A 12,683-nucleotide genomic window follows, 5' to 3' on the forward strand; every position below is an offset into this window, starting at 1 on the left:
CTCGATAGGCTGACGTTCACACCACGTGGCCGTCAGGCACAGGCGCGGCGCGTACGCAAGGAGGATCGAGAACTGATGGCAGGCAACTCGGACCCGCTCACGCCGCGGGCCAAGCTGGCCGTGACCGCGGGCAAGGCGGTCGCGGCGGCATCCCGCGCCGCCGGGCGCGGCAGCGGTTCGGTGATCGGCGGCCGGGTGGCGCTGAAACTCGACCCCGACCTCCTCGCCCGGCTCGCCCAGAACCTGGACGTCGTGCTGGTCTCGGCGACCAACGGCAAGACCACCACCACCCGGCTCATCGCCGAGGCCCTGCGGGCCGCGGGACCGGTCGTCTCCAACGCGCTCGGCGCCAACATGCCGGCCGGCATCACCTCGGCGCTCGCGGGGGGCTCGGACGCGAAGTTCGGCGTCATCGAGGTCGACGAGAAGTACCTCGCCGGCGTCGCCCGGGACACCGACCCGAAGTGCATCGCCCTGCTCAACCTCTCCCGCGACCAGCTCGACCGCGCCGCCGAGACCCGGATGCTCGCCGAGAACTGGCGCGAGGGCCTGGCCGGCTCCAAGGCCGTCGTCGTCGCCAACGCCGACGACCCGCTGGTGGTGTGGGCCGCGTCCTCCTCCCCCAACGTGATCTGGGTCGCCGCCGGGCAGATGTGGAAGGACGACGCCTGGTCCTGCCCGTCCTGCGGCGGTGTGATGCAGCGTCCGGGCGACGACTGGTTCTGCGGCGAGTGCGGCTTCCGCCGGCCGACCCCGAGCTGGGCGCTCTCCGGCGACCACGTGCTCGACCCGCACGGCTCCGCCTGGCCGATCCACCTCCAGCTGCCGGGCCGCGCCAACAAGGCCAACGCCGCGAGCTCCGCGGCCGTCGCCGCCGTCTTCGGGGTGCCGCCGCAGGTCGCCCTGGAGCGGATGTACCAGGTGCAGGCCGTGGCGGGCCGCTACGACGTCGTGCAGTTCCAGGGCCGGGACCTGCGGCTGCTGCTCGCCAAGAACCCCGCCGGCTGGCTGGAGACGTTCTCGCTGATCGACCCGCCGCCGACCCCGGTGATCCTGTCGGTGAACGCGCGCTCCGCCGACGGCACCGACACCTCCTGGCTGTGGGACGTCGACTACACGCGGCTGACCGGTCACCCGATCTGCGTCATCGGCGACCGGAAGCTGGACCTCGCGGTGCGCCTGGAGGTCGCCGACCAGCAGTTCCAGGTCTGCGAGGACCTCGACCAGGCGATCCAGCTGTGCCCGCCCGGACGGATCGAGGTCATCGCCAACTACACCGCGTTCCAGGACCTGCGCCGCCGCGTCGGCAACTGACCACGACACCTCAGGGGACTTGAAGTGAGCGACAACCAGCTGCGGGTCGTCTGGATCTACCCGGACCTGCTCAGCACCTACGGCGACCAGGGCAACGTCCTCGTCGTCGAGCGCCGCGCCCGGCAGCGCGGCCTGGACGTGGCCCGGCTCGACGTGCGCAGCGACCAGCCGATCCCGACCTCCGGCGACATCTACCTGATCGGCGGCGGCGAGGACCGCCCGCAGCGGCTGGCCGCCGAGCGGCTGCGCCGGGACGGCGGTCTGCACCGGGCGGTGGAGAACGGCGCGATCGTGTTCTCGGTGTGCGCCGGCTACCAGATCCTCGGCCACGAGTTCATCAACGACCTCGGCCAGCGCGAGCCCGGCCTCGGCCTGCTCGACGTGGTCTCGGTGCGCGGTGAGGGCGCCCGGTGCGTGGGCGACGTGCTGGCGGACATCAACCCGCAGCTGGGGCTGCCCCCGCTGACCGGTTTCGAGAACCACCAGGGCGTCACCCACCTGGGCCCGACGGCCCGCCCGCTGGCCCAGGTGCGCTTCGGCAACGGCAACGGCACCGGGGACGGCACGGAGGGCGCGTTCAACGACACCGTCTTCGGCACCTACATGCACGGCCCCGTGCTCGCCCGCAACCCGCAGATCGCGGACCTGCTGCTGAAGCTGGCGCTCGACGTCAACGCGCTGCCGCCGACCGACGACCGGTGGTACGAGGCGCTGCGGGGCGAGCGGATCGCGGCGGCGCAGCAGACCGCCTGAGGCGCGCCCGGACCGGTGGACACCCTGTCGCCGGACGGGCGTGACCGGCCCGTCTGACGACTGCTCCGCACAGGTGAGCGGGGTCGTCCAGCAGGCGGACGCGAGGTGCGGCCCCGCCCCCCGATGCCGCTAGGGTGACGGAGATCGAGCCGGACAGCGCGGTCCGGTCCCGGCCCACATCGAGAAGGTTGTTTCGGGCTATGCGCATTGGTGTCCTCACGTCCGGCGGCGACTGCCCCGGCCTGAACGCCGTCATCCGGTCCGTCGTGCACCGTGCCGTCGTCGACCACGGCGACGAGGTCATCGGCTTCCGGGACGGGTGGAAGGGCCTCCTGGAGTGCGACTACCTCAAGCTCGACCTCGACGCGGTGAGCGGCATCCTCGCCCGCGGCGGCACCATCCTCGGCTCCTCCCGGGTCCGCCCCGAGCATCTGCGGGACGGCGTGGAGCGGGCCAAGGGGCACGTGCGGGAGCTCGGGCTCGACGCGATCATCCCGATCGGCGGCGAGGGCACGCTGAAGGCGGCCCGGCTGCTGTCGGACAACGGCCTGCCGATAGTCGGTGTGCCGAAGACCATCGACAACGACATCGCTGTCACCGACGTCACCTTCGGCTTCGACACGGCCGTCGGTGTGGCGACCGAGGCCCTGGACCGGCTGAAGACCACCGCCGAGTCCCACCAGCGCGTGCTGATCGTGGAGGTCATGGGCCGTCACACCGGCTGGATCGCGCTGCACTCCGGCATGGCGGCCGGCGCGCACGCCGTCGTCGTGCCCGAACGGCCCTTCGACATCGAGGAGCTGGCCGCGAAGGTCGGCGAGCGGTTCTCGGCCGGCAAGCGGTTCGCGATCGTGGTGGCCGCGGAGGGGGCCAAGCCGAAGGCCGGGACCATGGACTTCGACGAGGGCGGCAAGGACGTCTACGGCCACGAGCGGTTCGCCGGGATCGCGCGGCAGCTCTCCCTGGAGCTGGAGGCGCGGCTCGGCAAGGAGGCCCGTCCGGTCATCCTCGGGCACGTCCAGCGCGGCGGCACGCCGACGGCGTACGACAGGGTGCTGGCCACGCGGTTCGGCTGGCACGCGGTGGAGGCCGTGCACCGCGGCGAGTTCGGGAGGATGACCGCGCTGCGCGGGACCGACATCGTCATGGTGTCGCTGGCCGAGGCCGTCGAGACGCTGAAGACGGTGCCCGAGGAGCGCTACGCCGAAGCGGCGTGTGTCCTGTGACACCTTGAGTGGGCGGAGCCCGCCCCCGGTCGCAGCCGCGGCCGGGGGCGGTTCTACTCTGGTGCGGACAGACAGCGCACAACCCCCACGAAACAGGAGCCGGCGGATGGATCACAGCGGGCACGGCATGACCATGGATCTGCCGCCGTTCACGCTGGGGCGAGGACTCGCCTGGTCGGCGGACCCGTTCTTTCTCCTCGCCTGCCTGCTCGGGCTGGCCCTGTACGGCTGGGGCGTGGTGCGCCTCACCCGGCGCGGGGACAAGTGGCCGGTGGGACGGACGGTGGCGTTCGTCACCGGTGTGCTGACCATCGGGCTGGTGATGTGCACCAAGCTGAACGACTACGGCATGGTCATGTTCAGCGTGCACATGGTGCAGCACATGGTGATCAGCATGGTGTCGCCGATCCTGCTCCTGCTCGGCGCCCCGATCACCCTGGCGCTGCGCGCGCTGCCGACCGCCGGACGGGGCCGCAGGGGACCGCGCGAGCTGCTGCTGATGCTGCTGCACAGCCGCTACATGCGGGTCATCACCCACCCGGTGTTCACCATCCCGATGTTCATCGCGAGCCTGTACGCGCTGTACTTCACCCCGCTGTTCGACTTCCTGATGGGTTCGCAGGTCGGGCACATCGCGATGATGGTGCACTTCCTCGCCGTCGGACTGGTCTTCTTCTGGCCGATCATGGGCGTGGACCCGGGCCCGCACCGGCCGGGACACCTCATGCGGATGCTGGAGCTGTTCGCGGGCATGCCGTTCCACGCCTTCTTCGGCATCGCGCTGATGATGGCGTCCAGCCCGATGGTCACGAGCTTCGAGAACCCGCCCGCCTCGCTCGGGATCGACGCCCTGTCCGACCAGAACGCGGCCGGCGGCATCGCCTGGGCGTTCAGCGAGGTCCCGTCCGTGCTGGTGCTGATCGCGCTGCTGTTCCAGTGGTACGCCTCGGACCAGCGGCAGGCCAGGCGCAAGGACCGCGCCGCCGACCGCGACGGGGACAAGGAACTCGAGGCGTACAACGCCTATCTGGCCTCACTGCACGCACGCGGGAACTGAATTCACCGTTCCCGAAACCCCTTGAACGGGCATTTTCCTCCAGTAGCATGATGCTTCTGGGGGAAACCGCCGGGGGGAGCGGTGATGACACTGCGCGCGTTCATGCACGGGGCGGGGAAAACGGCGATTCGGAAGATCGCCGTCCTGCCGTTGTTCCTTCTGTTCGTCAGCGGGTGCGATTCGGCCACACCTTTGTTCGACGTCAAGGCGGTCGCCGCGGGAGTCGCTTCCCGGGCGCCTTTCTTCGACGAGGGCAGCGGGCTCGGACGGGACGCCGACGTGCGGTCGCGGCCCGCCCACGGCGGCCTGCAGCAGGGCGACGCCCCCGGTCTGTACGGGGGCACCGGACGGCAGGCGATCTGCGACGTCGAGCGGCTGGAGCGGTACCTCACCGAGCCGCGCAACGACCGCAAGGCGCGGGCGTGGGCGAAGGCGCTCGGGATCCGCACGGACGGTATACCGGAATACCTCGACCGGCTCACCCCTGTTCTCCTGCGTCACGACACCCTCGTGAAGAACCACGACTACAAAAAGGGAAAGGCTGTTCCCTTCCACGCCCTGCTCCAGGCGGGAATCGCCGTTCTGGTCGACGAACGGGGGCTGCCCGCGGTGAAGTGCTCGTGCGGAAATCCGCTGCGTCCCTTCGAGGGGGACAAGAACAGGATTTCGGTCACGTTCGAGAACGGGAACGAGAAGTGGAAGGGCTACGACCGTTCCGAGGTCGTGGTGGTGCGGCCCGCGCCCCGGAAACTGGAGCGGATCTCCCTCGTCGACGTCGAGGATCCCGACCGGGGCGTGGAGCGGCCCGTCGGGACGGTCGGCGAGGACGACTCCGTCTTCGACACCCGGGAGCGGCGTGCGGTGCCGCCGCTCGCCGGAGCCACGTTCGGTGAGGCGGGCCGGCGGCTGGCCGAGCGGGGGCTGGCGGTCGCGTACGCCGGAGAGGGGCTGCCGCCGGACCGGGCGCGGGTCACGGCCTCCGACCCGGCTGCCGGCGTCGAGCTGCGGTTCGGGGCGTACGTCACGCTGAGCGTGGCGGAGGAGGGCGAGCGGGGAAGCGCCCCCGGTACGAAGCCCCCCTCCCCGGGCACGGAGTCGTCGCGGGTGACGGAGGGCCCGCGATCGCCGTCCTCGTCGCCGTCCTCACCGTCGCCGTCGTCGTCATCGCCGTCCTCCCCCGCGCCCTCCTCGGAACCGGCGGGATCCGAGCGGCCGGAGCCCGGCGCGCCGGGCGGGACTCCCGCGACCACTCCCCCTTCGTCCGGCGCGCCTGCGGACGGCTCCGGACCGCCTCCGTCGAGCACCGGACCCGCCCCCACGCCCCCGCCGCCGGGCGCCGGGACGGGGACCGGTTCCCCGCCGCCCGTCGTGACCGGGGCGCCCCCGGGGACCACCGCCTCCTCTCCCCCGGCCGGCGATCCGGTCACGAGCACCGCACCGCCCCCGGCGACCGGTACGCCCGTGAGCGGCGCTCCCGCCCCCACCGGCCCCCCTGCGGGGACCACCACCGCTTAGCGCCCCGCGAACCCGGGAGTTCATCGGATGCCCTCAGGATCACCGACGTCCGGAGTCGGCCGGGTCATCGCCGGCCGCTACCTGCTGCTGCGCCGGCTGGGCGGCGGCGGCATGGGACACGTCTGGCTCGCCCACGACCAGAGACTCGCGTGCGAGGTCGCCCTCAAGGAGATCGTGTTCCACGATCCGGCCGAGCCCGGTCAGGAGCGCGAGGCCCGGGTGGCGCGGGCCCGCGCGGAGGCCCGGCACGCGGCGGGCCTGCGCGGCCACCCGCACGTGGTGACCGTGCACGACGTGCTGGAGCACGAAGGGCTGCCCTGGATCGTCATGGAGTACGTCGCGGGCGCCGTCGACCTGCGTGAGCTGGTCGCCCGGGGCGGCCCGCTGGCCCCGGCCGAGTGCGCCCGGATCGGACTGGCCGTGCTGGACGCGCTGACCGCCGGGCACGAGCGGGGCGTGATGCACCGGGACGTGAAACCGGCGAACATCCTGCTCGCGCCGGACCGCGCCGGCTCGCCGTACGGGCGGGTCCTGCTCACCGACTACGGCATCTCCGTCCAGCCGGACACCGGTGAGACGCGGTACACCATGGCGTCCGCGCTGGTCGGCACGGCGGGCTACCTGGCGCCGGAGCGGGTCACCGGAGGCCCGCCCACCCCCGCGGCCGACCTGTTCTCGCTCGGCTGCACGCTCTACCACGGCGTGGAGGGCCGCGGCCCCTTCGCACGGGAGTCGCCGCTGGCGTCGATCACCGCGGTGGTCACGGAGGAACCGCGCCCGCCGGTGCGGGCGGGCGCGCTGGAGCCGGTGCTGCGGGGGCTGCTCACGAAGGACCCGGAGCTGCGGACGACGGCACGGGCGGCGGAGGCGGAGCTGGCCCGCATCGTCATGCCCCAGTCGGAGGCGTACGCGCGGACGCAGACGGACCTCGGGTCGCCGTCGCCCTGGGAGGTCCCGGCCCGGCCCGCCGCCGGAGGGGAGACACGCGGTTCCGCCACCGGCGCCCGCCGGCGCCCCCGCCCGCACGCGCTGCGCGCCGTCCTCGCCGGCGGGCTCGGCCTGGTGCTGGCCCTGGGGGGTGCCTGGTACGCGCTGGCCGACCGGACGCACGGCGGCGGCGACGGGACGGCGGCGCCGTACGGCGAGACCGTCGGGCTGGCGGAACCCCTGAAGGAGGGCGACTGCGTGCTCGCCGACTGGCCCGGCGGCACCCGGTTCGCCGGCCTCCCCCGGCTCGCCCTGGACCCGTCCTGCGGGGACGAGGCGCCCGACGGACAGGTCATGGCGTTCGTCGAGGCCGCGTCGAGCGAGGAGGCGCGGGAGCAGGGGCCGGCCCGGTGCGAGGAGCGGACGCGGGAGGTCCGCGGCAGGCTGGCCGACGTCCGCGGTCTGGCCGTCGTACCGACCCCGGAGGGGTTCGAGGCGGCCGGACGGCGCACCGCCTGTCTGGTGCTGGGGGCGCACGGGCCGGTGTACGGGCCGCTCGGTGACCGGCGCCGGTTCGGGACGGCGTTCGCCGACACCGCGACGATGCAGCGGCGGGACTGCCTGGACGTGCGCTCCCGGCGGGAGGCCCGGCTGGTGCCGTGCGGCGGCCGGTACGACGAACAGGTGCTCGGGTTCACGCGGCTGGGCGAGGACGTCACGCTCGCCGAGGCGCGCACCGAGTCGGACGCCGCGTGCGCGCGCGAGGTGCCGCCGCGTGACTACGGCTTCGACCCGTCCGTCCACGAAGCGGGGTCCTGGACCGGCGAGGGGGCCTGGAAATCCGGCACTCATGTCGTCGTGTGCACCGTGAGGAGGCAGAACGGGGGCACCATGGAGGGAACCGAATGAGGAGGGTGTCGCGATGCCCGGTTCCGCGAACGGTTCCAGCTCCACGAAGACCATGGGCGTGCTCACCGTCGGCGGGCTCGTCGCCGTGACGGCCTACACGGTGGCGCTCGGCAGCAACGGCTGGCTGTGGTTCGGCTGGGTCGTCCTGGGTCTGATCACCCTCGGCATGGTCGCCACGCGCAGCACCTGAGTGCCACCGGCGGCGGCCGGCCTCGCCGCGGGGCCTCACTTCGGGGCGAGCCGGCCCGCCGAGTGCACGCCCGGCTGGTACTTCGGCAGCCGGACGGTGATCTTCATGCCCGCGCCCACGGCGGTCTCGATGACGAGCCCGTAGTCGTCGCCGTAGACCTGGCGGAGCCGGTCGTCGACGTTGGACAGTCCGATGCCGCCCGTGGGGCTCACCTCGCGGGCGAGGATGCGGCGCAGCAGGCCGGGGTCCATTCCGGCACCGTCGTCCTCGATGACGACCAGGGCCTCGGCGCCCGCGTCCTGCGCGGTGATCTGGATGTGGCACCGGTCGGACTTGCCCTCCAGGCCGTGCTTGACGGCGTTCTCGACGAGGGGCTGGAGGCAGAGGAAGGGCAGGGCGACCGGCAGCACCTCGGGGGCGATCTGCAGGGTGACCGAGAGGCGGTCGCCGAAGCGTGCCCGCACCAGTGCCAGGTAGTGGTCGATGGCGTGGAGTTCGTCGGCGAGGGTGGTGAAGTCGCCGTGCCGGCGGAACGAGTAGCGGGTGAAGTCGGCGAACTCCAGCAGCAGCTCGCGGGCGCGCTCGGGGTCGGTGCGCACGAACGAGGCGATCACGGCGAGCGAGTTGAAGATGAAGTGCGGGGAGATCTGCGCGCGCAGGGCTCGGATCTCGGCCTCGATGAGGCGGGTGCGGGACTGGTCGAGGTCGGCGAGTTCGAGCTGGACGGAGACCCAGCGGGCGACCTCCCCGGCGGCCCGGACCAGGACCGCGGACTCGTGGGGCGCGCAGGCGACGAGCGCGCCGTGCACCCGGTCGTCGACGGTGAGCGGGGCCACGACGGCCCAGCGCACCGCGCAGTCGGGGGTGTCGCAGGTGAGCGGGAAGGCCTCGCCGCGGCCGGTGTCGAGGGGACCGGCGAGACGCTCCATGATCTCGGTGCGGTGGTGCGCTCCGACACCGTCCCAGACGAGGACCCGGTCGCGGTCGGCGAGGCACAGGGCGTCCGTGCCCAGCAGGGAGCGCAGCTTGCGGGCGGACTTGCGGGCGGTCTCCTCCGTCAGGCCGGCCCGGAGCGGGGGCGCGGCCAGGGAGGCGGTGTGCAGGGTCTCGAAGGTGGCGTGCTCGACGGGGGTGCCGAGTCCGGCGAGGCTGGAGGGCCGGGCGGTGCGCCGGCCCAGCCAGAAGCCTGCCGCCAGCAGGGGCAGCACGGCGACCAGCAGCCCGGCGAGGAAACCGCTCACGCGGACACCTCCGTACGGAGCTCCTCCGGCAGGTGGAAGCGGGCCAGCACCGACGCCGTGCCGGGCGGTACCCGGCCGGGGGTGGCCAGGGACACCAGGATCATGGTGAGGAAGCCCAGCGGCACCGACCACAGGGCCGGCCAGGCGAGCAGGGCGTGCCAGGGGCCCTCGCCCGGGTAGCCGGCCATGGTCGCGGCGACGGCGAGGAAGGCGGAACCGCCGCCCACCAGCATCCCGGCGGCGGCGCCGGGCGGGGTGAGCCGGCGCCACCAGATGCCGAGGACCAGCAGCGGGCAGAAGGACGAGGCCGACACGGCGAAGGCGAGCCCGACGGCGTCGGCCACCGGCAGCCCGCCGACCAGGATGCTCGCCGCCAGCGGGACGGCCATGGCGAGCACCGTGCCGAGCCGGAAGTGCCGCACGCCGCGCGAGGGGAGGACGTCCTGGGTGAGCACGCCGGCCACGGCCATGGTCAGCCCGGAGGCCGTGGACAGGAACGCGGCGAAGGCGCCCCCGGCGACCAGCGCGCCGAGCAGGTCGCCGCCCACTCCCCCGATCATCCGGTCGGGCAGCAGGAGGACGGCGGCGTCGGCGTTCCCGGTGAGCGTGAGTTCGGGCGCGTACAGGCGGCCCAGCGCGCCGTAGACCGGGGGCAGCAGGTAGAAGGCGCCGATCAGGCCGAGGACCGCGACGGTGGTGCGGCGGGCGGCGACGCCGTGCGGGCTGGTGTAGAAGCGGACCACGACGTGCGGCAGTCCCATGGTGCCGAAGAAGGTGGCGAGGATCAGCCCGTACGTGGCGTACAGCGGGCGCTCCTCGCGGGACTCGGCCCGGGACGGCGACAGGGCGTCGTCGGTGCCGCGTCCGGCGGCGGGGACCTCGGCGCCCTCGGCGAACGTCAGGCGTGTGCCGCCGTCGATGTGGTGGGTGCCGGCGGGCAGCCGGAGCTCGGTGCCGGCGTGCGCGCGGCCGTCGACGGTGCCGTCCACGGTCACGGTCAGCGGCTTCTCCAGCCTGAGGTCGAGGCCGTCCTCGACCCGGACGACGCGCTGCTCGCGGAAGGCGGCCGGTTCGTCGAAGGCGTGGCCGGGCGCCCCGTCGCCCTGCCAGGCGAGGACCAGGAAGAGGGCGGGGACGAGCAGCGCGGTGAGTTTCAGCCAGTACTGGAAGGCCTGCACGAAGGTGATGCTGCGCATGCCGCCCGCGGCGACGATCACGGTCACCACGACGGCGACGACCACCCCGCCGAGCCAGTCGGGCGCACCGGTGAGGACGGCGGTCAGGGTGAGCCCGGCTCCTTGGAGCTGGGGCAGCAGGTACAGCCAGCCGACACCGACGACGAAGGCGCCCGCGAGCCGCCGCACCGCCTGCGAGGCGAGCCGCGCCTCGGCGAAGTCGGGCAGGGTGTACGCGCCGGAGCGGCGCAGCGGGGCGGCGACGAACAGCAGCAGGACCAGGTAGCCGGCGGTGTAGCCGACCGGGTACCAGAGCATGTCCGGGCCCTGGACCAGGACGAGTCCCGCGATGCCCAGGAAGGAGGCGGCGGAGAGGTACTCGCCGCTGATGGCGGCCGCGTTGAGGCGGGGGCCGACGGTGCGGGAGGCGACGTAGAAGTCGGAGGTGGTGCGGGAGACCCGCAGGCCGAAGGCGCCGACGAGGACGGTCGCCAGGACGACGAGCGCGACGGCGGGGACGGCGTAGCTGGAGTTCACGGTGCGGACGGTCCCGTCGTCTCAGCGGTCCTCGACGAGCCGCACGAAGTCTCGTTCGTTGCGTTCGGCGCGGCGCACGTACCAGCGGGCGAGCAGCACCAGCGGGGGGTACAGCCCGAAGCCGAGGACCGCCCACTCCAGGCGGCGGGCGTCCGGGGCGACGGCGAAGACCAGCGGGAGCGGGCCGATGAGCAGGGCGAGCACGGCGAACACGGTGAGGCCGGCCCGCAACTGGATGCGCATCAGGGAGCGGACGTAGGTGTGGCCGAGGGTGGTCTGCTCGTCGATCTCGGTGCGCGGGCGGTAGTAGCCGAAGGCGCGCCGGGTGCGGCGGGGCGGGCCGGTGACGACCACGCGGCGTTCGGTCGGGTCCTGGGGCACGCGTCCTCCCCCTAGCTCGTGGTCCGGCGCATCAGCAGGTCCCGCAGTTCACGGGCGTGCCGCCGGCTGACCTGGAGTTCCTCGGCGCCGACCAGCACGCTCACGGTGCCCGCGTCGAGCCTCAGCTCGCCGATGTGGCGCAGGGCGACCAGGTGGCGGCGGTGGATGCGGACGAAGCCGCGGGAGCGCCAGCGCTCCTCCAGGGTGGACAGCGGGATGCGGACGAGGTGGCTGCCCTTGTCGGTGTGCAGGCGGGCGTAGTCGCCCTGGGCCTCGACGTGGGTGATGTCGTCGACCGCGACGAAGCGGGTCACGCCGCCGAGTTCCACGGGTATGTGGTCGGGATCGGGTTCGTGCACGGGGATGCGCGGGGTGGTGCCGCGCCCGGCGCCGCGCAGTTCGGCGGCGCGGCGGACCGCCTCGGCCAGCCGTTCCCTGCGGACCGGTTTGAGCACGTAGTCGACGGCCTTGAGGTCGAAGGCCTGGACGGCGAAGTCCTCGTGGGCGGTGACGAACACGACGAGCGGCGGCCGGGCGAACCCGGTGAGCAGCCGGGCGAGGTCGAGTCCGTCGAGGCCGGGCATCTGGATGTCGAGGAAGACGACGTCGATGGACTCGGGACCGTCGGGGCCCGACTCCAGGGCCCGGTTGATGCGGCGCAGCGCCTCGGTCGCGTCGCCGGCGCCCTCGGCGCTGCCGATGCGGGGGTCCGCGTTGAGCAGGTAGAGCAGTTCCTCCAGTGAGGGACGTTCGTCGTCGACGGCAAGGGCACGCAGCATGAGGCTGGAGTGTAGGGGGCATTTCCACGTCTGGACACGTGCCGGCACGGCCGTCGCCGCCGGTTGCGGTGGCCTGCCCGCAGTCGCCGGACAGCGGGCAGGCCGCCACCGCACCGCCGCCGCGCCGCCGCTGGATACAGTGCCCGCATGAGCAGCAGGCCCGCGCCGTTCGACGAGCTCGACCGGAAGATCGTCACCGCGCTGATGGCGAACGCCAGGACGTCCTTCGCCGAGATCGGTGCGGCCATCGGGCTGTCGTCGACGGCGGTCAAGCGCCGGGTGGACCGGCTGCGCGAGACCGGCGTGATCACCGGGTTCACGGCGACGGTGCGTCCGTCGGCGCTGGGCTGGCGCACCGAGGCGTACGTCGAGGTGTACTGCGAGGGCGCGGCGCCGCCCCGGCGGCTGGCGGAGGTGGTGCGCAACCACCCGGAGATCGCCGCGGCGATGACGGTGACCGGTGGCGCGGACGCGCTGCTGCACGTGCGGGCGCGGGACGTGGAGCACTTCGAGGAGGTGCTGGAGCGGATCCGCCAGGAGCCGTTCATCCGCAAGACGATCAGCGTGATGGTGCTGTCCCACCTGCTTCCGGACAGCCCTGAGGCGGGGGTCAGCCAGCCCGCTCCGGAGGACGCAGCAGACGTGCGTTGAGCAGCGGATACGCGCAGTGTTCCTGCGT

Annotated in this window: 12 protein-coding genes; 8 read left to right on the top strand and 4 right to left on the bottom strand. The window is 73.3% G+C overall.

Features of this window, described 5'->3' with window-relative positions; translation table 11 throughout:
• The first annotated feature begins 75 nt into the window (after nucleotides 1-75).
• From FHS37_RS19435 to FHS37_RS19465, 7 genes are all read left to right on the top strand, one after another.
• Nucleotides 76-1,314 (top strand): Mur ligase family protein, encoded by a 1,239-nt coding sequence (locus FHS37_RS19435; RefSeq protein WP_184822917.1) that lies wholly within the window; start codon nucleotides 76-78, stop codon nucleotides 1,312-1,314.
• Nucleotides 1,315-1,338: 24 nt separating this feature from the next.
• A complete protein-coding gene (locus FHS37_RS19440) occupies nucleotides 1,339-2,067 on the top strand; it encodes a type 1 glutamine amidotransferase (protein ID WP_184822919.1) in 729 nt (242 codons plus the stop codon).
• Between the two features lie 200 nt (nucleotides 2,068-2,267).
• Nucleotides 2,268-3,293 carry a 6-phosphofructokinase gene (locus tag FHS37_RS19445; protein ID WP_184822922.1) on the top strand — a complete coding sequence of 342 codons (1,026 nt, stop codon included), beginning with the start codon at nucleotides 2,268-2,270 and terminating at the stop codon, nucleotides 3,291-3,293.
• Nucleotides 3,294-3,399: 106 nt separating this feature from the next.
• A complete protein-coding gene (locus tag FHS37_RS19450; RefSeq protein WP_184822924.1) occupies nucleotides 3,400-4,350 on the top strand; it encodes a cytochrome c oxidase assembly protein in 951 nt (316 codons plus the stop codon).
• A gap of 192 nt (nucleotides 4,351-4,542) precedes the next feature.
• A complete protein-coding gene (locus FHS37_RS19455; protein WP_308439454.1) occupies nucleotides 4,543-5,865 on the top strand; it encodes a DUF6777 domain-containing protein in 1,323 nt (440 codons plus the stop codon).
• 27 nt (nucleotides 5,866-5,892) lie between these two features.
• Nucleotides 5,893-7,701 (top strand): serine/threonine-protein kinase, encoded by a 1,809-nt coding sequence (locus FHS37_RS19460; RefSeq protein WP_184822928.1) that lies wholly within the window; start codon nucleotides 5,893-5,895, stop codon nucleotides 7,699-7,701.
• A 13-nt stretch (nucleotides 7,702-7,714) separates the two neighbouring features.
• Nucleotides 7,715-7,891, top strand: coding sequence for a hypothetical protein (locus tag FHS37_RS19465; RefSeq protein WP_184822930.1), 177 nt, complete (start codon nucleotides 7,715-7,717; stop codon nucleotides 7,889-7,891).
• Nucleotides 7,892-7,926: 35 nt separating this feature from the next.
• Here FHS37_RS19465 and FHS37_RS19470 read toward each other — a convergent pair whose 3' ends face one another.
• The 4 genes from FHS37_RS19470 to FHS37_RS19485 are packed head-to-tail and all read right to left on the bottom strand — an operon-like array spanning nucleotide 7,927 to nucleotide 12,004.
• Entirely contained in the window at nucleotides 7,927-9,132 is a 1,206-nt protein-coding gene (locus FHS37_RS19470; RefSeq protein WP_184822932.1) for a sensor histidine kinase, read from the bottom strand.
• Complete coding sequence (locus FHS37_RS19475; protein WP_184822934.1) at nucleotides 9,129-10,844, bottom strand: sodium/solute symporter; 1,716 nt, start codon at nucleotides 10,842-10,844, stop codon at nucleotides 9,129-9,131. Before FHS37_RS19475 ends, FHS37_RS19470 begins: the two co-directional genes overlap by 4 nt.
• A gap of 21 nt (nucleotides 10,845-10,865) precedes the next feature.
• Nucleotides 10,866-11,225, bottom strand: coding sequence for a hypothetical protein (locus FHS37_RS19480; protein WP_184822936.1), 360 nt, complete (start codon nucleotides 11,223-11,225; stop codon nucleotides 10,866-10,868).
• An 11-nt stretch (nucleotides 11,226-11,236) separates the two neighbouring features.
• The gene (locus tag FHS37_RS19485; RefSeq protein WP_184822938.1) at nucleotides 11,237-12,004 is read right to left on the bottom strand and encodes a LytR/AlgR family response regulator transcription factor; all 768 of its coding nucleotides are present in this window, start codon (nucleotides 12,002-12,004) and stop codon (nucleotides 11,237-11,239) included.
• Between the two features lie 147 nt (nucleotides 12,005-12,151).
• Between FHS37_RS19485 and FHS37_RS19490 the strand changes: the two genes are divergently transcribed.
• Nucleotides 12,152-12,655 carry an Lrp/AsnC family transcriptional regulator gene (locus FHS37_RS19490; RefSeq protein WP_184822940.1) on the top strand — a complete coding sequence of 168 codons (504 nt, stop codon included), beginning with the start codon at nucleotides 12,152-12,154 and terminating at the stop codon, nucleotides 12,653-12,655.
• The last annotated feature ends 28 nt before the right edge of the window (nucleotides 12,656-12,683 follow it).

Source organism: Streptomyces griseomycini (assembly GCF_014203535.1).
Lineage (GTDB): Bacteria > Actinomycetota > Actinomycetes > Streptomycetales > Streptomycetaceae > Streptomyces > Streptomyces griseomycini.

What these genes read in the sequence shown, in the direction of transcription:
- FHS37_RS19445 (WP_184822922.1), top strand. Translation starts at nt 2,268, where the DNA reads ATGCGCATTGGTGTCCTCACGTCCGGCGGCGACTGCCCCGGCCTGAAC.
- FHS37_RS19435 (WP_184822917.1), top strand. Translation starts at nt 76, where the DNA reads ATGGCAGGCAACTCGGACCCGCTCACGCCGCGGGCCAAGCTGGCCGTG.
- FHS37_RS19450 (WP_184822924.1), top strand. Translation starts at nt 3,400, where the DNA reads ATGGATCACAGCGGGCACGGCATGACCATGGATCTGCCGCCGTTCACG.
- FHS37_RS19490 (WP_184822940.1), top strand. Translation starts at nt 12,152, where the DNA reads ATGAGCAGCAGGCCCGCGCCGTTCGACGAGCTCGACCGGAAGATCGTC.
- FHS37_RS19460 (WP_184822928.1), top strand. Translation starts at nt 5,893, where the DNA reads ATGCCCTCAGGATCACCGACGTCCGGAGTCGGCCGGGTCATCGCCGGC.
- FHS37_RS19485 (WP_184822938.1), bottom strand. Translation starts at nt 12,004, where the DNA reads ATGCTGCGTGCCCTTGCCGTCGACGACGAACGTCCCTCACTGGAGGAA.
- FHS37_RS19465 (WP_184822930.1), top strand. Translation starts at nt 7,715, where the DNA reads ATGCCCGGTTCCGCGAACGGTTCCAGCTCCACGAAGACCATGGGCGTG.